A 16,445-nucleotide genomic window follows, 5' to 3' on the forward strand; every position below is an offset into this window, starting at 1 on the left:
AAGTGTGTTTGCAGTGCAAAATGATTTTAATCGATTAGACGAAACTGTGTCGTCGCGACCGGGGGAATCCCTGCCGCGTTAACGATAGAAATCGAAAAAATCGGCAAAAACCGTGACTTTTTGACCCCGTTGGCCCAGATTGCCTCTTAAGGATTTGTTAAGAGTTATCCGGAGGGTCCGCGACATGCGTGCATTCACCTTGCTCAATGCGACGAAAGTCTCGATCGCGGCTCTGGCCATGATCGTTTCCCTGACGGGTTTCGTTGAGGCCCGCGACCGTCACGGCGACCGCAACCATCACCGGCGGCCGCAGCATCATGCCCAGCAACATCGCGACCGGACCGAGACGCTTTCGGGCGTCACCGCCGGTCATCGCTATCATCATGATCGCCGCGACCGCCGCCACGTCAAGCGGAAGGGCGAATATCGCCTGGTCGGCCACACCGACTATCATCATCGTGGTGAGTATCGATACGGCGAAACCCGGTTTTCGCCCGATCGCCGACCGAACCGCCGCATCGTACCGAGGGAATACCGCGTCGATAACAGCAACTACTGGGAACCGGCCTATCGCTACGACAATTTTCCGAGCGACGGCATGGCCGGTGCCTATCTCGGCGGGCTTGAGGCGTGGCGCGATCCCGGCAACGGCACCTACATCAATTCCGACCAATATGGCTATGACTATGGATATCAGCCTTATGACGGCAATGGTGTCGACCGCAGCCATCGCGCCAAGATCATCCGGGTGAACCCGTCCACTGCCGGACGGGATTGCTCGTGGGAAGCCGGCGTCTGCGTCATCCGCCGCTGACAGCCGGTCCGAACCGCCAGACCGTGGTCTTCTTGACCTCGCTGTCCTCCAGCGCCCGGGTCACGGGCACCTGGTAGGTCGCCAGCATCTGCAGCCGGTCGCGCGGGCAATAGGCGCGGCCGGGATCGCCGACGAAGACATCGGCCCCTTCATCGACAAGCGCCGAGAACCACGGGATCAGCCTGTCGGCAAATGCCCTGTCGTAGAAGACATCGCCGGCCAGATAGACATCCGCGTCGCACGCGCCGCCGATGACATCCTTAGCCGACGAAACAACATCAACACCGTTCAGTTCGGCATTGAGCCGGATGGCGGTCGCCGTCCACGGATCGATATCGACAGCCAGCACCGATGCGGCCCCCGCCTTCATCGCCGCGATCGCCACCAGCCCTGAGCCCGAGGCGAAATCGATCACCCGCTTGCCGGCCACAAGCTCCGGATGATCCAGCACATGCCGCGCCAGCCCCTGCCCGCCTGCCCAGGCAAAAGCCCAGAACGGCGGCGGCAGGCCGATCTCCTCCAGCTCCTCCTCCGTCTTCAGCCAAAGCTCATGCGCCTCGCCGGCCAGATGCAGCCGTACCTCCGGCACATGCGGCGGCACCATGATGTCTGTATTGGCGCGGATGAAGGTTTCGGGATCGGTTTTCAAGAATAATTCCGGTCGGCGTCGGGGGAAACAAGGCGGCGAGTGAAGGCGTAAAGCGACGTGCCGATAATGGGGAGTGGCAGATGTCCCGCACGACGATTACGGATGGGCCACCCCCGGCTTCTGCCCGGCATTTTCCCGGTTTTGATAAAACGCCTCGAAATCTCCGACGAAGCGGTCGAACAGATGGGCGAACGCTCCGACATCCTCCTCCGGCCAATCGGCGAGTATGCTTTCGATGACGCCGCGCTTGACCGCCTTGATCTCGCCTATCAGCCTGGTGCCGAGTTCGGTCATGACGACGATGATGCGGCGGGCGTCGGCCTGTGAGGCTTCGCGCTTCAGCGCGCCGCGCGTCACCATGTCGGCGACGATGCGGCTGGCGCGGGACGGATCGATCCGCATGATCTCGGCGATCGTGCCGACGGTGACCTCGCCCTCCCCGCGCGCGCGCCAGACGGCGTCGAGCACATCGAGATGGGTGATTTCCAGGCCCGGCGCGACATTGTCGATCGCCAGGCGCGCCAAAACCCGCCGCCCGACCATCAACCGCCAGCGCCCCATGGACCGGCCAATAGAGGCGCGGTTCGCCTCCTTCTCGGTCAGGTCCTCGTTTTGTTCGATATATGCCGTCGCGTGTTGCATGCGGGCGACAATAGCAAGACTTCGGCCATTCAGAAAGCGGCAATTTGCTGTTATCACAAATATGCGATTGACAATTATATGCTAACAGCACATAAATTGCCCAAAGCAACCGGATACCTCCCCCGATGGATATGCACGCGACCCCTGCGCCGCTCGTTTCGAGCCATGCGCTCCGCCTGACGCTTTTCTTCTTCCTGATGACAGCGCTGTTCATGGCGACGCTCGATCACCAGATCGTCGCCACCGCCCTGCCGACCATCGTCGGCGAATTCGGGCAGATGGAGCGGTTCGGCTGGATCGGCTCGGCCTATCTGCTCGCCACCTGCGCGGTCATGCCGGTCTATGGCAAGCTGGGCGATCTGTTCGGCCGCAAATATGTGATGATCGCCGCGATCACGATCTTTACGCTCGGCTCGGTCGCCTGTGGTCTCGCGGTGTCGATGAACACGCTGATCGCCGCCCGCGTGCTGCAGGGGTTGGGCGGCGGCGGCATCATGGTGTCGATCTTCTCCATCAATGCCGATCTGTTCGAACCGCGCGAGCGGGCGAAATACCAGAGCTATTCCAGCCTGGTGCTGATGGCATCCGGCGCCGTCGGCCCGGTGCTGGGCGGCACGATGAGCGACCTGTTCGGCTGGCGCTCGATCTTCCTGATCAATATCCCGATCGGCATTGCCGTTATTGCCGGCCTGATGGTCTTCCTGCCCTATCGCCGCCCGACCCGGCGTCCGAAGATCGATTATGCCGGCGCGCTGCTGCTCGCCACCACCGTCACCTGTATCGTGCTCTTGGGCGACAGCGCCGAATTGTTCGGTGCTCTGGTCTCGACGGGGAGCCTTGTCGTCCTGGCGATCGCGATCGTCTCAGCCGTGGCCTGGGTTTCCGTCGAGCGCCGCGCGCCGGAGCCGGTCGTGCCGCTCAGCCTGTTTGCCAATTCCACCTTCAGCCTGATGCTGGTCATTTCGCTGGCCAGCGGCGCCATCGGCATCGGCATGGTCAATTATTACGCGCTGTTCCTGCAGACGACGACCGGCCTGTCGCCCTCCGTCGCCGGCCTGATGTTCATCATGCTGACCGGCGGTATCGTCTGCGGCTCGCTGACGGCGGGCCGGCTGATCTCGATGACCGGCCGCTACAAGCCGTTCTCGATCATCAGCGCCGGTCTGATGATGCTGGCTTTGGTGCTGTTTTCCCAGGTTCATCCCGGCACGCCGTTGTTCCTGATCTGCGCCATCATGGGCCTGCACGGCATCGGCGTCGGTTTCGGCCAGCAGGTGCCTGTTATCGCGGTGCAGAACCTCGCCTCCCGCGGTGACGTCGGTGCCGCCACCGGCGCCATCACCCTGTCGCGCATGGGCGGTGCCTCGATCGCCATCTCCATCTACGGCGCCATCATCGCCAGCGGTCTGGTGCGCGGCGCAACCCCGATCCCCGGCGTCGCCGATATCGAAAAGCTGACCCCATTGGTGCTCTCTACCCTGCCGGAAGCGACCCGCCAACTCGTCGCCGAAAACTACACGGCCGCCTTCCATCCGCTGTTTCTGACGGCGGTGGGGATCGCGCTGGTGGCGCTGGTAGCGGCGGTGAGTTTGAAGGCGGTTCGGCTGCCGCAGAAGGCGGCGGGGTGAGGGGCGGCCCCCCGATTATCAAAGTCCAATGGTAAGCAAAGATCAGTCGAGCCAGCTTGATGGCTCGCGCATTCCATGGATCACAACCACGATTTCGATTCCGTAGCTCGTGGGTTCGTAGATTGCGATGTAGCGTCCTTCGACGAGAATGCGTATCGTCGGACCTAATTCGGGACGGGCACTACCCATTTCCGGATGCTGTGCAGCCAGCTGGAATTTTTCAAAGAGGCGATTGAAAAGCCTGTCGGCCGCCGGCTCGTTGTCGGCGGCGATATGACGCCAGATGTCGCGCATTTGGCGCTTGGCACGCGGCGATAGCTTGTAGTCAGGCACGGCGGGCGCGTTCCGCTTTCAGCTCCTCCAGGAATTCCACGGGATCGACCTTTTCAGGTTCGCCGCTGGCCTTGCCCTCGGCATATTCCCGCTTGAGCATTTCCAATTCAAGGGCACGGACCTCTTCACGCTGTTCCAGCAGGCGGAGACTATCGCGCATGACTTCGCTGGCGCTGGCATAGCGCCCGCTTTCAACGAGATCGCGCACAAAACCTTCGTAGCGCGGACCGATATTGTAGCTGGAGGGCATAGTTGGCTCCTTTGTTTTAGCCAAGATTATCAGGTTTTGATAATTTTAACAAATAGGGCCGTTGACCTGACAAGCCGGCTGAAGTTGCTCTTGTTGCCGGCGACATGTTGCCCCTTGCCAAGCATATCACCCGCGTCTAAATCTCATCCCGCTCTAACGGGGTGCCCTTTGTCTTTCGGGATAAATGGCTGAGAGGCTTCATGCCAACCCGAAGAACCTGATCCGGTTTGTACCGGCGGAGGGATTAGACGGCACGGTTCAGCGCCCTATTCCCATTTTTTGGATTTGAAGGAGGCGCTGATGCGCAAGGCAATTATTCCATTCATGGCGGCACTGGCTGCCTTTTTCATCTCGTTTTCGGCCCGTGCCGAAGACAAGTTGCTGACGGTCTATACCTATGAGAGCTTCACCAGCGAATGGGGGCCGGCCGCCAAGGTGGCCGAGGCGTTCGAAAAGACCTGCGCCTGCAAGGTGAACTATGTCAGCGTTGCCGATGGCGTCGAGCTGCTGACGCGGCTGAAGCTTGAGGGTGCCGCCTCCAAGGCAGATGTGGTCCTGGGTCTCGACACCAACCTGGTTTCGGAAGCCAAGGCGACCGGTTTCTTTGCACCGCATGGGCTCGATCTTTCGGCGGTCAAGGTGCCCGGCGGCTTCAGCGACGATACGTTCGTGCCCTACGACTACGGCCATTTTGCCGTCATCTACGATACGCAGACCCTGAAGGAACCGCCGAAGAGCCTGAAGGAACTGGTCGAGGGTGATGCCGCCCAGAAGATCGTCATCGAGGATCCGCGCACCTCGACGCCGGGTCTCGGCCTGCTGCTCTGGGTCAAGTCCGTCTATGGCGACGAGGCGGGTGCGGCCTGGGCCAAGCTCAAGGATCGCGTGCTGACGGTGACGCCCGGCTGGTCGGAAGCGTACGGCCTGTTCACCAAGGGCGAGGCGCCGATGGTGCTGTCCTACACGACCTCGCCGGCCTATCACATGGTTGCCGAAAGCACCGACCGCTATCAGGCGGCCGCCTTCTCGGAAGGGCATTATATCCAGATCGAAGTGGCCGGCATGACCAAGGCCGCCAAGGATCCGGCGCTTGCCAAGAGCTTCCTGTCCTTCGTTACCGGCCCGGAGTTCCAGTCGATCATTCCGACGACCAACTGGATGATGCCGGTTGCCGCCGGCAAGGAGCCGCTGCCGGACGCCTTCGGCAAGCTGGTCAATCCGGAGAAGACATTTTTGATGTCGCCCGATGAGGTTGCGGCCAACCGCAAGGCCTGGATCGACGAGTGGCTGGCTGCGATGAGTGTGAATTGATAGGCTTTTACGCACTTCTCCCCATCCGGGAGCGACCAAGTCGATGCGATATGGAGGAATGGCCGGGAACTCGACGGAATCCAGGGTTTCCGTCATTCCTGTGCTTGTCACAGGAATCCAGCCAGCCCAAGTCCTTGGGCTGAAAGAGTCCTTCGGCCCGACGGACGTCGGTCCACTGGATCCCCGCCACAAGGGCGAGGATGACGGAGATTGTGGATGCCACCTCGCCCAGGAACCATATTCAAGGCTGCCACCAGCTTGAGGGACCGGGCGTGGAATGAGGCGGTAAGGACAGCATGATCGGTCGTATCGAAAGACGTTTGACGCTTGCCGCCGGCAGCCTTTGCCTGAGCGGCATCGTGCTGTTTGTCGTTCTCGCGGCGGGGGCGCTGCTGGCCTTCGATGAGCCCGGCACGGTGAATGAAGGCGCCACCTTCGATGCCTATGTCTGGCGTGTTGCACGGTTCACGCTGCTGCAGGCATGCCTATCGACTGGGCTCTCCATCCTGTTTGCCATTCCGGTGGCGCGCGCGCTGGCGCGGCAGACGGCCTTTCCCGGCCGGGTCTGGGTGTTGCGGCTGATGGCGTTGCCACTTGGGCTGCCGGCGCTGGTGGCGGCGCTTGGGTTGATCGGGATCTGGGGGCGGCAGGGTGTGCTGAACTCCGGATTGGCCTGGCTGGGGCTCGGGCAGCCGGTCAGCATTTACGGCCTGTCCGGCATCCTGATCGCCCATGTCTTCTTCAACATGCCGCTGTCGGCGCGGCTGATGCTGGGTGGGCTGGAGCGCATTCCCGGCGAATACTGGCTGGTCGGCGCCAATCTCGGCATGCGGCCACTATCGATCTTCCGCTTCATCGAATGGCCGGCGATCCGCGGATTGCTGCCGGGCATTGCCGGGCTGATCTTCATGCTCTGCGCAACAAGTTTCACCCTGGTGCTGACGCTCGGGGGCGGACCGGCGGCGAGCACGATCGAGGTGGCGATCTATCAGGCGCTGCGTTTCGATTTCGACCCGCCGCGGGCCATTGCGCTTTCCATGCTGCAGATCACGGTGACGGCGGCGCTGCTGGTCGCCATCCGGCTGCTGACGCCGACCGTCGATGAGGGCCATGGCAGCGGACGCCTGGTGCGCCGCTTCGACGGGAGGCGGGGTTTCAGCAAGACCGGCGACGGGTTGGTCATTGCGCTTGCCGTTGTGTTTCTGGTGCTGCCGCTCGCGTCCGTCGTTTCCTCAGGCTTGCGCTCAAATCTGGTGCGGCTGGTGACGGATCCGCTGGTGCACCGGGCCTTCCTGACCAGTCTCGTCATCGCCGTGGTTTCGGGCCTGTTCTGTGTCCTCGCAACAGCGGTGATGATCCGGGCGCGGCAGACCGCGCTGTCGTCGCGGCATCCGGCAGGGCTGCCGCGCGGTTTTGCCGCCGGCATTTCGGCCAGCACCTCGCTGATCCTGCTGGTGCCGCCGGTCGTGCTGGGCGCCGGCTGGTTCCTGCTGCTCAGACCCTTTGGAGACGTCGCGCTGTTCGCGCCGCTTCTCGTCATCCTCATCAACATGCTGATGGCCATGCCCTTCGTCCACCGGGTGCTGGAACCGGCGATCTCAACGCATTCGGCCCGGACAAGCCGGCTTTCGGCCAGCCTCGGCCTCGGCGGCTGGAACCGGCTGCGTTTCATCGACTGGCCCGGACTACGCAAGCCGTTCCTGATGGCGCTATCCTTTGCCTGCGCCCTGTCGCTCGGCGATCTCGGCGCCGTCGCCCTGTTCGGCTCGCAGGACATGGTGACTTTGCCCTGGCTGCTTTACAGCCGCATGGGCAGTTATCGCTCCACCGATGCGGCCGGACTGGCGCTGTTTCTCGGGCTGATCTGCCTGATCCTGACGATCGCCGGCACACCGGCGGCGGCCAAAGACGATAAAAGGAAACCGGATGCCGACTGAAACCGATCGAACGGAGATCGCTGTCCGCCTGCGCAATGTGCTGGTCCGGTTCGACAGGACGGAGCTGCGGTTCGATTGCGCCCTGCCGAAGGGGCAGATCATCGCGATCACAGGGGCATCCGGTTCCGGCAAGTCGACGCTGCTGAATGTCATTGCCGGTTTCGAGAACCCGGATGCCGGGCGGGTGGAGATTCTCGGCGAGGATGCCGCCGGTCGCGATCCCGCCGAGCGGCCGGTTTCGGTGATCTTCCAGGAGCATAATCTGTTTTCGCATCTGGATGTCGCCACCAATATCGGGCTCGGCATCGATCCGGCGTTGAAGCTCGGCGTCAAGGAACGGGCGCGCATCGCGGCCGCGCTGGGCCGGGTCGGGCTCGATGGTTTCGCCAAACGCATGCCGCCGACGCTGTCGGGCGGCGAACGCCAGCGTGTGGCGCTGGCGCGCGCTCTCGTGCGCAAGAAGCCGATCCTGCTGCTCGACGAACCCTTCGCGGCGCTCGATCCGGGCCTGCGCGCCGGCATGAGCAGCCTACTGCTCGACCTGCATCGTCAGGAAGGCAACACGATGCTGATCATCACGCACCATCCCGACGATGTCCGTGCGCTCGCCGACAGTGTCCTTTTCCTCGACGAGGGCCGCATCCTGTTGCACGAGCCGACCGAAAACTTCCTCACCCATCGCGATATTCCCGCTGTCGAGCGTTTTCTCGGCCGGTGAGCATCGCAGGCGATGCTTTTGCCACAATTTGAACGCCGGCCCATGCGAGGGGCGTTGATGTGCCTGGTGGCGTCATGTTCGCGTATACGTTGCCGGGATACAACGGGGCATTTATTTCTGAATATCAGCTAGGCACGTAAGGCGCGAATAGGCTACAGCAGGCATTGCTGAAACGGTCGCCTGGCCTATGTACGTGGCTGTAAAAACATGAATTTTCGCGTGGTGTTAGCCTGAAAATTCGTGGCGTTGGCATCAAGACTGGAGACGAGCTGAGGCATGACGAGAGGGACGGGCACGGATAGGCAATCTGCGGAGAAGCGCTCCGGCCTGCGCGTGCATACGGTCGTGGCGCTGTTGGGTACGCTGTTGCTTTCCGGCTGCCAGACGGCGATCGAGCAGAGCTACGAGCCCAGCGTCTCGCCGTCGTCCAATCCGCAGATCGTCGAGGAAGTGCAGAAGAACGATCCGCGCGCCCAGGTCGGCGCGCGCGAGCATCCGCGCATCGTTGCCAGCTATGGCGGCGAATATCAGGATGCAAAGACCGAGCGGCTGGTGGCCCGCATCACCGGCGCGCTGACGGCGGTTTCGGAGAATCCGAACCAGTCCTATCGAATCACCATTCTCAATTCGCCGGCGATCAACGCCTTCGCGCTGCCGGGCGGTTATCTCTATGTGACGCGCGGGCTGCTGGCTTTGGCCGACGACGCTTCGGAAGTGGCCGCCGTGCTCAGCCACGAAATGGCCCACGTCACCGCCAATCACGGCATCGAGCGGCAGCAGCGCGAGGAGGCGGAAGTCATCGCCAGCCGCGTCGTCTCGGAAGTCCTGTCCAGCGATCTCGCCGGCAAGCAGGCCTTGGCGCGTGGCAAGCTGCGCCTCGCGGCCTTCTCGCGAAACCAGGAGCTGCAGGCCGACGTGATCGGCGTGCGTATGCTGGGCGAGGCGGGCTATGATCCCTATGCGGCGGCGCGCTTCCTCGATTCGATGGCGGCCTATGCCCGCTTCTCCTCGGTCGATCCCGACAGCGACCAGAGCCTGGACTTCCTGTCGAGCCATCCGAGCGCGCCGCAACGCGTCGATCTCGCCCGCCGTCATGCCCGTGCCTTCGGTGCGGAGGGAACCGTGGGGGATCGTGGTCGAGACTATTATCTCGCCGGGATCGACGGCCTGCTCTATGGCGATAGCCCGCAGGAGGGTTACGTCCGTGGCCAGACCTTCCTGCATGGCAAGCTGGGCATCCGTTTCGATGTGCCCTCGGGTTTCCAGATCGACAACAAGGCGGAAGCGGTGCTGGCCACCGGTCCCGGCGAAGTGGCGATCCGCTTCGATGGCGTCGCCGACACGCAGAAGCGCAGCCTGACCGATTATATCGGCAGCGGCTGGGTGACCGGCCTGCAGCCGGACACGATCCATGCCATCACCGTCAACGGCCTTGAGGCTGCCACCGCGCGCGCGACCGCCGAGCGCTGGGATTTCGACGTGACGGTGATCCGCATCGACACGCAAATCTACCGTTTCCTGACCGCCGTGCCGAAGGGTACACCGAGCCTCGAGCCGACCGCCGATGTTCTGCGCGCATCCTTCCGCCGCATGACCCCGCAAGAAGCCGCCGCCCTCAAGCCGCTGCGCATCCGCGTCATCACCGCCAAGCCCGGCGACACGATGGCCACCCTGTCGGCGCGAATGATGGGCACCGACCGCAAGCTCGACCTCTTCCGTATGATCAACGCGCTGCAGCTCACCTCGACGGTGAAGCCGGGCGACAAGGTGAAGATCATTTCGGAGTGAGACTGCTCGCGGTGTGTTGGCGTCGTGAGAGGCTATTGAAAATCCACGGTCCCAGCTGGCGTTTTGTCCCGTGCTAAGTCGAGTTCGACACCGCCAACCTGCCGACCGATCGCAGCAAGTTCGGAACCCAGACGGATATCTTTCGGCGAGTGTATTGCATTTTCGATGATGTGATGAATTTCTGCTTCGAGGCTGCGGCCATGTCAGGCAGCTTGCTTTTCCAGCGCTCGATAGGTGGCGTCCGGCAAATCCTTGATGATTATCGTGGTCATCGCTTCGCCCCACGCGGTCGACTGGCAACATAGAGCCTGGCATTGCCGATGCAGACTGATGACAGGCACAGAAGCTGGTTGTTTGACGAAAGCCGCACCCCACTCTCCATCATGCTCGCCCTTGTGGCGGGCATCCGGCGACCCGACGTCCGTCGGGTCAAGAGACTCTTTCAGCTCAAGGACTTGAGCTGGCTGGATTCCTGTGACGAGCACAGGAATGAGGGAGGGGATGGTAATCGCCCAATGCCTCAGCCGACTCGGCCCGACATTGCCGCGCCTTTATTCGGCATATATAAGCCCTCAGCCCGCCATCGCCAGCACGGGCGCTTCCGCCACCAGTGCGATCCGGAGCTTTTCCAGCGCCCGGGTTTCGATCTGGCGGACGCGTTCCTTGGAAATGCCGAGATCGGCGCCGAGTTCCTCGAGCGTCGCACTGTCTTCCGAGAGGCGGCGGGCGCTGATGATCTTCATTTCGCGCTCGTTCAGCTGGCAGAGCGCGTGGCTCAGCCAGACGCGGCGTCGTTCGCCGTCGATCATGTCGCAGACCTGCTCGTCGGGCAGAGGGGCGTCGCAGGCCAAGAGGTCGAGGCGTTCGCCGCTGTCGGAATCGCCGGATGAAATCGGAGCCTGCAGCGAGGCGTCGCTGCTGGAGAGACGCGCATCCATCGTCTGGACATCGGCGAGGCTGACGCCGAGTGCAGTGGCGATTTCCTCATGCACGGCGCGTGCGGTGAGCTGGCGGTCGCCCTGGGCGAGTTTGGCGCGCAGACGGCGCAGGTTGAAGAACAGCGCCTTCTGCGCCGAGGAGGTGCCGCCGCGCACGATCGACCAGTTGCGCAGCACGTAATCCTGCATGGAGGCGCGAATCCACCAGCTGGCATAGGTGGAAAAGCGGACCTCGCGGCTCGGCTCGAACCGGGCAGCCGCCTCCAGCAGACCGATATGACCCTCCTGGACCAGATCGCTCATCGGCAGGCCGAAATTGTGGAATTTCGAGGCCATTGAGATCACCAGACGCATATGGGCCATGGCGATCTTGTTGCGGGCGTCCTGATCGTGATGATCTTTCCAGGCCAGCGCCAGCGCATGCTCCTCATGTCTTTCGAGATAGGGGGCCGCCATGGCGATCTTGATCATGCGTCTGTCTGCTGAGAGGTTCTTCATCGGCTACTCCATGACGGGCACGAGAGTGTGCCGCTGAACGATAAGTCGATCCTGTTTTCGGGAATTCCGTCTCTGAAGGTTGACCAGCACGCGGAACGCCCTACTTCCTGATGAGGAGCTGATCCCGACCCGCAGATCGTTGCGATGGGAGCAGACGTGTTCAAACGCGTGACAATGAGAAAAGTTCCATGCTGCCCTCATATTTTGTGAGGACGGCACGTTTTTTTGCGCCTGCGGCGCGAATCACTAAAAATGTCGGAAAATCAATGTCATGCGGGGCGTGCGAAGATGATTCGCCGGGATTTCGCTGTGATTGCCGAGGGTTGCGCCGCATTTGTTGTGCGGCGCACTTTTTGTCGCTTGCCCGAAAAGTTAAAAAAGCGTTAACTTTTGACTGTTGTCCCCATATGTAGCCTGTGAGTTCGCAAGGACTTGAGGTTGCGCCGGGATTACTGTTTGCACGGCATCGGTCTAGAGTTGCGCTATGAAAACATTATCCATCGAGGTGCGGCCCGGCGAGCCGAGAGATGCTGCCTCCATCTCGGACGTGCACCGCGTCTCCTGGCTGCAGGCCTATAGCGGCCTCATTCCGCACAAGCCCCTGACCCAGATGGTCAACCGGCGTGACTTCAACTGGTGGCGCAAGGCGACGCGCGGACCATCGACCCTGCTCGTCATCGAGGTTGCCGGTGTCATCGCCGGTTATGCCACGCTCGGCCTTAACCGTGCCCGCGCTTTGCCGCAGGAAGGCGAAGTCTATGAACTCTACCTGCGTCCGGAATATCAGGGCATCGGTCTCGGCCGCATCCTGTTCGGCGAAGCCAAGAGCCTGCTGAAATCGCTGGGCTGCCAAGGCCTCGTCGTCTGGTGCCTGGAAGACAGCCACCATGCCGACCGGTTCTTCCGCATGGCCGGCGGCCGCGACATGTGCGAGGGCATGGAAGATTTCGGCGAGAAGAACCTGAAGAAGATCGGCTATATCTGGGACTGAGTTCCCGCCCTACTGCGGGAAGTTGCGCATGGGGTCGCTGGTCCTGTCACCGCGCTTTCCGTGGAAGAGAGCCTCATCCACCGCACATTTGAAGCCCGGCGCAATCTCGTCCGCCACCTGCCGTGCCAGCACGTTCGTCTCGGGATTGGAGAGCGCATCGACATAACCGGCGATGCAGCCGATGCCGTCTGCTTGCGCGACCTTGGAAACGACGAGAACCTGGCCCCGGAGCGCTTCGCTCGGCATGCCCGTGTCGGGATCGGCATTCTCGATGAACCAGCGCAGGATCGCCGAGACCGGCACGCCCTTGTCATCCACCCGCCATTCGATCTTCCGGCCGGCATGGTTGAACGGCCCGAATGTTTCGAAAGCGCCCTCTGTATAGGCCTTGCCGAGCTTGCCGAAGAACACGCTCTGGCGCAGGTCGCCTTCCTTGAAGGTGACCGGATAGTCCTTGAGGCCCTTGCACAACAGGGTAATGCCGCCGCCTTCCTCGTCCTCCGGACCGATCGTCTTGCAGTGATCGGTATCGAGATCGGTATAGGTGCTGTCGTTGGCCGTCGCGGGCAGGGCCGTTGCTGCCAGCAGCAGCGAGGCGATCAGGACGAAGCGTTTGGGCATGCGGGGTTTCCTCAGTCAGAATGTCTTGTCATGGTCACCAGGACGACTGCAAGTCACCAGGTGACCATGACGGTAACCGCTTGTTTCCCTGAAACATCCCATTTTCAGGCCTTCGCCGAAAGTCCTGTCGCATCCGAAACCATCGCTCATTCCGGAAAGACATGGGTGGGTTCTGCCGCCTTGTCGCCGCGTGTGCCGTGGAAGACGGCTTCATCGACCCCGCATTTGAAAACCGGTGCGATCTCGTCGGCCACCCGCCGCGCGATGACGTTCGGCTCCGGATTGGCGAGCGCATCGACATAGCCGGCAACGCAACTCGTGCCGTCATTTTCTTGCGCCACCTTCGAGATCACCAGAACCTCACCCCGGCGGGCTGGCGTCGGAACATAGGTTTCGGGGTCCAGGTTTTCGAGGAACCAGCGCAGGATCGTCGCAACAGGCACGCCATTCTTGTCGATACGCCACTCGATCTTGTTTCCCGTGTGATTGAATGGCTCGAAACTTTCGAACGTGTTGTCGGTATAGGCCTTGCTGATCTTGCCATATGAAAAGCTTTGGCGAAGGTCGCCTTCCTTCAAGGTGACCGGATAGCCCTTCAGCCCCTTGCAGAGCAGCATGGCACTGCCGCCTTCCTGCTCTTCTGTAGTCAATAGCGATTTGCAGTGCTTCGTGTCGAAATCGGTATAGGTACTGTCATTGGCGGCGGCGGGCAGCGCGGTAGACACGAACAGCAGCGGTGCGATCACGGCGAAGGATGTGCGCATGCCGGTTTCCTCAGTCGGGCGGCTCGTTATCGATCACCGGATAACGCATCGCGGTAACCTCTTATTCGCCGAACGATCCCATTTTTAGGCTCGCAACGAAAGTCATGTTGCATCGCGTTATGTTTCCCGATATCGGGAACGCCAGCCAAACATTAGCCCTTGGGGGGATTTATGCGTATTGATGCAATTTCCACCGGCAAGAATCCGCCGGAAGATATCAACGTCATCGTCGAGGTTCCGGTTGGCGGTCATCCGATCAAGTACGAGATGGACAAGGAAGCCGGCACGCTGGTTGTCGACCGCTTCCTCTACACGCCGATGACCTATCCGGGCAATTACGGCTTCGTGCCGCACACGCTGTCGGAAGATGGCGACCCGATCGACGTTCTGATCGCCTCGACCCGTCCGCTGGTTCCGGGCTGCGTCATCAATGTGCGCCCGATCGGCGTGATGATGATGGAAGACAATTCGGGCAAGGACGAGAAGATCGTCGCCGTTCCGAACTATCATCTGACCAAGCGTTACGACAAGGTCAAGGAATATACCGACCTGCCGGAAATCACCCTGCAGCAGATCGAGCATTTCTTCGAGCACTACAAGGATCTGGAGCCCGGCAAGTGGGTGAAGATCTACGGCTGGAAGGATTCCACCGTTGCCCAGCAGCTGATCGTCGAAGCGATCGAGCGCGCCAAGGCAGAGAAGAAGTAATTCCGCTCCGGCCGCAAGGCCGGTGCATTGTCTAATAAAAAACCTCCGGATCTCGATGATCCGGAGGTTTTTTATTGGAAGTTCAAAGGCCCTGACGAGCGTACGATCAGCTCAGCAGCGCTGTCGCGATCGTCGTGTTGAGCAGGTACCAGAAGAAATAGAGGATCACGAGCACGACCAGCGGCGACAGGTCGACGCCGCCCATATCCGGCAGCAGGCGGCGGATCGGACGGTAGAGCGGCTCGGTCAGCTGGTAGAGCGAGCGGCCGATCATGTTGATTGCCTGGTTGTTCACGTTGATGACGTTGAACGCGTAGAGCCAGGAGAAGATCGCCGAAGCAATGATCAGAAACCACGCAATGTTGATGATGAAGTTCAGGGTCTGAATGACAGCAAGCATGCCGGGCTCCAATTCGTTGTTGACAGACATGTAGACATTGACGCGTTCACCGGCAAGACCAAGCTTTGCGCAGCGCCGAAACATGTTTAATACGGCAGGCCTGACGCAGTGTCAGCCTATTGGAAAGATCGCAGCATGTCCGTCATCCAGAGTGCCGACCGGTTCGCAGCCTTCCGGCATGTGTCCTACGCACGCTTCTTCTTCTCGCGCTTCCTCGCATCCTTCGCCATCCAGATCATCAGTGTCTCCGTCGGCTGGCAGATGTACGAGCAGACACAGAACACGCTCTATCTCGGCCTGATCGGCCTGTTCCAGTTCCTGCCGTCGCTGGTGCTGATCCTGATCACCGGTTCTGTCGCCGACCGGCATTCGCGACGCATGATCATGGCCATCTGCATGGTGATCAGCGCGCTCTGCGCTGCGGCCCTGCTGGGGCTGACCGTCGCCGATGCATTTTCGCCCTGGCCGGTCTTCGCCATTCTCATCGTCTTCGGCATCGAGCGCGCCTTCATGGCGCCGGCGGTACAGTCGCTGGCGCCCAATCTCGTGCCGGCGCAGGATCTGTCGAATGCGATTGCCTGGAATTCCTCGTCCTGGCAGACGGCGGCTATCCTCGGCCCTGTCGCCGGCGGCCTGCTTTATGGGCTGGGCGCAGTCGTCGCCTATTCCGTGGCGCTGGGTTTCCTCGTGCTTGCGTCCCTGCTTGTTGCACTGATCGAAAAGCCGGCGCAGCACAGCCTCAGCGAGCCGCGCGACTGGACTTCGGTTCTGGCGGGATTCCGGTTCATCCGATCGGAAAAGGTGGTGCTGGGCGCCATCTCGCTCGATCTCTTTGCCGTTTTGCTCGGTGGTGCCGTCGCGCTGATGCCGGTCTTCGCCAGTGAAATCCTGGTTCTCGGCCCGCTCGGTCTCGGCCTGTTGCGCGCCGCACCGGGCATCGGCGCCATTGTCGTGGCGATCACCCTTGCCGCCTATCCGATCCGTCACAATGCCGGCATCCTGATGTTTATCGGTGTTGCCCTGTTCGGCATCGGCACTGTGATTTTCGGACTCTCGCACGTCGCCTGGCTTTCGATCGCCGCGCTGATGCTGATGGGCGGTTCGGACATGATCTCGGTCTATGTGCGCGAAACGCTGATCGCGCTGTGGACGCCGGACGCCGTTCGCGGTCGCGTCAATGCTGTCAACATGGTGTTCGTCGGCGCTTCCAACGAACTCGGCGAATTCCGCGCCGGCACGATGGCGCATGTCATCGGCGCCGTCCCGGCCGTCGTCATCGGCGGTGTCGGCACGCTCGCCGTTGCAGTCATCTGGGCGCTCGGCTTCCCGCAGTTGCGCAAGATCGATTCGCTGGATGCGCCGGAGCGGGGTAACTGAGGGAATACCGAGACGTTTGAGGTCGGGGATGTCACCCTCTCTGTCGGCTACGCCGACATCTTCCCCTCAAGGGTGGAG

General features: G+C 61.6%; 17 protein-coding genes and 1 riboswitch. Of the genes, 9 read left to right on the forward strand and 8 right to left on the reverse strand.

Annotated features, from left to right (window positions below):
* The first annotated feature begins 184 nt into the window (after nt 1-184).
* Nucleotides 185-814, forward strand: a complete 630-nt coding sequence (locus ASG68_RS06305) for a hypothetical protein (protein WP_062577680.1) — start codon at nt 185-187, stop codon at nt 812-814.
* Here ASG68_RS06305 and ASG68_RS06310 read toward each other — a convergent pair.
* Nucleotides 801-1,463 (reverse strand): class I SAM-dependent methyltransferase, encoded by a 663-nt coding sequence (locus tag ASG68_RS06310; RefSeq protein ID WP_062577682.1) that lies wholly within the window; start codon nt 1,461-1,463, stop codon nt 801-803. The two genes, ASG68_RS06305 and ASG68_RS06310, sit on opposite strands and share 14 nt — an antisense overlap.
* 96 nt (nt 1,464-1,559) lie before the next feature.
* Entirely contained in the window at nt 1,560-2,105 is a 546-nt protein-coding gene (locus ASG68_RS06315) for a MarR family winged helix-turn-helix transcriptional regulator (RefSeq protein ID WP_062577684.1), read from the reverse strand.
* Between the two features lie 125 nt (nt 2,106-2,230).
* Here ASG68_RS06315 and ASG68_RS06320 point away from each other — a divergent pair, with 125 nt between their 5' ends.
* On the forward strand, nt 2,231-3,733 hold the full coding sequence (locus ASG68_RS06320; protein WP_062577686.1) for an MDR family MFS transporter: 1,503 nt from the start codon (nt 2,231-2,233) through the stop codon (nt 3,731-3,733).
* 42 nt (nt 3,734-3,775) lie between these two features.
* Here the strand turns inward: ASG68_RS06320 and ASG68_RS06325 are convergent, their stop codons facing one another.
* Nucleotides 3,776-4,066 (reverse strand): type II toxin-antitoxin system RelE/ParE family toxin, encoded by a 291-nt coding sequence (locus ASG68_RS06325; protein ID WP_082478565.1) that lies wholly within the window; start codon nt 4,064-4,066, stop codon nt 3,776-3,778.
* A complete protein-coding gene (locus tag ASG68_RS06330) occupies nt 4,059-4,316 on the reverse strand; it encodes a type II toxin-antitoxin system ParD family antitoxin (protein WP_062577689.1) in 258 nt (85 codons plus the stop codon). The genes ASG68_RS06325 and ASG68_RS06330 overlap by 8 nt, the downstream gene beginning before the upstream one ends.
* A 147-nt stretch (nt 4,317-4,463) precedes the next feature.
* Nucleotides 4,464-4,577: riboswitch (TPP riboswitch) on the forward strand.
* A 39-nt stretch (nt 4,578-4,616) separates the two neighbouring features.
* Here ASG68_RS06330 and thiB point away from each other — a divergent pair.
* The 4 genes from thiB to ASG68_RS06350 all read left to right on the forward strand — a co-directional run bounded on the left by thiB (nt 4,617) and on the right by ASG68_RS06350 (nt 10,070).
* Nucleotides 4,617-5,627 carry a thiamine ABC transporter substrate binding subunit gene (thiB, locus tag ASG68_RS06335; RefSeq protein ID WP_062609171.1) on the forward strand — a complete coding sequence of 337 codons (1,011 nt, stop codon included), beginning with the start codon at nt 4,617-4,619 and terminating at the stop codon, nt 5,625-5,627.
* Nucleotides 5,628-5,923: 296 nt separating this feature from the next.
* A complete protein-coding gene (gene thiP, locus ASG68_RS06340; RefSeq protein WP_082478567.1) occupies nt 5,924-7,564 on the forward strand; it encodes a thiamine/thiamine pyrophosphate ABC transporter permease ThiP in 1,641 nt (546 codons plus the stop codon).
* Nucleotides 7,554-8,282, forward strand: a complete 729-nt coding sequence (locus tag ASG68_RS06345) for an ATP-binding cassette domain-containing protein (protein ID WP_062577691.1) — start codon at nt 7,554-7,556, stop codon at nt 8,280-8,282. Before thiP ends, ASG68_RS06345 begins: the two co-directional genes overlap by 11 nt.
* A 276-nt stretch (nt 8,283-8,558) precedes the next feature.
* Entirely contained in the window at nt 8,559-10,070 is a 1,512-nt protein-coding gene (locus ASG68_RS06350; RefSeq protein ID WP_062603959.1) for a M48 family metalloprotease, read from the forward strand.
* Nucleotides 10,071-10,642: 572 nt separating this feature from the next.
* On the opposite strand, the gene ASG68_RS06360 is transcribed toward ASG68_RS06350, so the two are convergent.
* Nucleotides 10,643-11,506 carry an RNA polymerase factor sigma-32 gene (locus tag ASG68_RS06360; RefSeq protein WP_062609166.1) on the reverse strand — a complete coding sequence of 288 codons (864 nt, stop codon included), beginning with the start codon at nt 11,504-11,506 and terminating at the stop codon, nt 10,643-10,645.
* A gap of 484 nt (nt 11,507-11,990) precedes the next feature.
* Between ASG68_RS06360 and ASG68_RS06365 the strand changes: the two genes are divergently transcribed.
* Nucleotides 11,991-12,497, forward strand: a complete 507-nt coding sequence (locus ASG68_RS06365) for a GNAT family N-acetyltransferase (RefSeq protein WP_062577699.1) — start codon at nt 11,991-11,993, stop codon at nt 12,495-12,497.
* A 9-nt stretch (nt 12,498-12,506) separates the two neighbouring features.
* On the opposite strand, the gene ASG68_RS06370 is transcribed toward ASG68_RS06365, so the two are convergent.
* Nucleotides 12,507-13,118, reverse strand: coding sequence for a hypothetical protein (locus ASG68_RS06370; RefSeq protein WP_062577701.1), 612 nt, complete (start codon nt 13,116-13,118; stop codon nt 12,507-12,509).
* Nucleotides 13,119-13,264: 146 nt separating this feature from the next.
* Entirely contained in the window at nt 13,265-13,882 is a 618-nt protein-coding gene (locus ASG68_RS06375; RefSeq protein ID WP_156373951.1) for a hypothetical protein, read from the reverse strand.
* Between the two features lie 171 nt (nt 13,883-14,053).
* Between ASG68_RS06375 and ppa the strand changes: the two genes are divergently transcribed.
* The gene (ppa, locus tag ASG68_RS06380; RefSeq protein WP_062577703.1) at nt 14,054-14,590 is read left to right on the forward strand and encodes an inorganic diphosphatase; all 537 of its coding nucleotides are present in this window, start codon (nt 14,054-14,056) and stop codon (nt 14,588-14,590) included.
* A gap of 106 nt (nt 14,591-14,696) precedes the next feature.
* Here ppa and ASG68_RS06385 read toward each other — a convergent pair whose 3' ends face one another.
* Entirely contained in the window at nt 14,697-14,990 is a 294-nt protein-coding gene (locus tag ASG68_RS06385; protein WP_112408811.1) for a YggT family protein, read from the reverse strand.
* Between the two features lie 135 nt (nt 14,991-15,125).
* Here ASG68_RS06385 and ASG68_RS06390 point away from each other — a divergent pair, with 135 nt between their 5' ends.
* Nucleotides 15,126-16,367 carry an MFS transporter gene (locus ASG68_RS06390; protein ID WP_062577705.1) on the forward strand — a complete coding sequence of 414 codons (1,242 nt, stop codon included), beginning with the start codon at nt 15,126-15,128 and terminating at the stop codon, nt 16,365-16,367.
* Nucleotides 16,368-16,445: the final 78 nt, after the last annotated feature.

The sequence above is a fragment of the Rhizobium sp. Leaf453 genome, from assembly GCF_001425605.1.
Classification (GTDB): Bacteria; Pseudomonadota; Alphaproteobacteria; order Rhizobiales; family Rhizobiaceae; genus Pararhizobium.

What these genes read in the sequence shown, in the direction of transcription:
- ASG68_RS06365 (WP_062577699.1), top strand. Translation starts at nt 11,991, where the DNA reads ATGAAAACATTATCCATCGAGGTGCGGCCCGGCGAGCCGAGAGATGCT.
- ppa (WP_062577703.1), top strand. Translation starts at nt 14,054, where the DNA reads ATGCGTATTGATGCAATTTCCACCGGCAAGAATCCGCCGGAAGATATC.
- thiP (WP_082478567.1), top strand. Translation starts at nt 5,924, where the DNA reads ATGATCGGTCGTATCGAAAGACGTTTGACGCTTGCCGCCGGCAGCCTT.
- ASG68_RS06330 (WP_062577689.1), bottom strand. Translation starts at nt 4,316, where the DNA reads ATGCCCTCCAGCTACAATATCGGTCCGCGCTACGAAGGTTTTGTGCGC.
- ASG68_RS06390 (WP_062577705.1), top strand. Translation starts at nt 15,126, where the DNA reads ATGTCCGTCATCCAGAGTGCCGACCGGTTCGCAGCCTTCCGGCATGTG.
- ASG68_RS06385 (WP_112408811.1), bottom strand. Translation starts at nt 14,990, where the DNA reads ATGCTTGCTGTCATTCAGACCCTGAACTTCATCATCAACATTGCGTGG.
- ASG68_RS06370 (WP_062577701.1), bottom strand. Translation starts at nt 13,118, where the DNA reads ATGCCCAAACGCTTCGTCCTGATCGCCTCGCTGCTGCTGGCAGCAACG.
- ASG68_RS06320 (WP_062577686.1), top strand. Translation starts at nt 2,231, where the DNA reads ATGGATATGCACGCGACCCCTGCGCCGCTCGTTTCGAGCCATGCGCTC.
- ASG68_RS06305 (WP_062577680.1), top strand. Translation starts at nt 185, where the DNA reads ATGCGTGCATTCACCTTGCTCAATGCGACGAAAGTCTCGATCGCGGCT.
- ASG68_RS06360 (WP_062609166.1), bottom strand. Translation starts at nt 11,506, where the DNA reads ATGAAGAACCTCTCAGCAGACAGACGCATGATCAAGATCGCCATGGCG.
- ASG68_RS06350 (WP_062603959.1), top strand. Translation starts at nt 8,559, where the DNA reads ATGACGAGAGGGACGGGCACGGATAGGCAATCTGCGGAGAAGCGCTCC.
- ASG68_RS06345 (WP_062577691.1), top strand. Translation starts at nt 7,554, where the DNA reads ATGCCGACTGAAACCGATCGAACGGAGATCGCTGTCCGCCTGCGCAAT.
- ASG68_RS06375 (WP_156373951.1), bottom strand. Translation starts at nt 13,882, where the DNA reads ATGCGCACATCCTTCGCCGTGATCGCACCGCTGCTGTTCGTGTCTACC.
- ASG68_RS06315 (WP_062577684.1), bottom strand. Translation starts at nt 2,105, where the DNA reads ATGCAACACGCGACGGCATATATCGAACAAAACGAGGACCTGACCGAG.
- thiB (WP_062609171.1), top strand. Translation starts at nt 4,617, where the DNA reads ATGCGCAAGGCAATTATTCCATTCATGGCGGCACTGGCTGCCTTTTTC.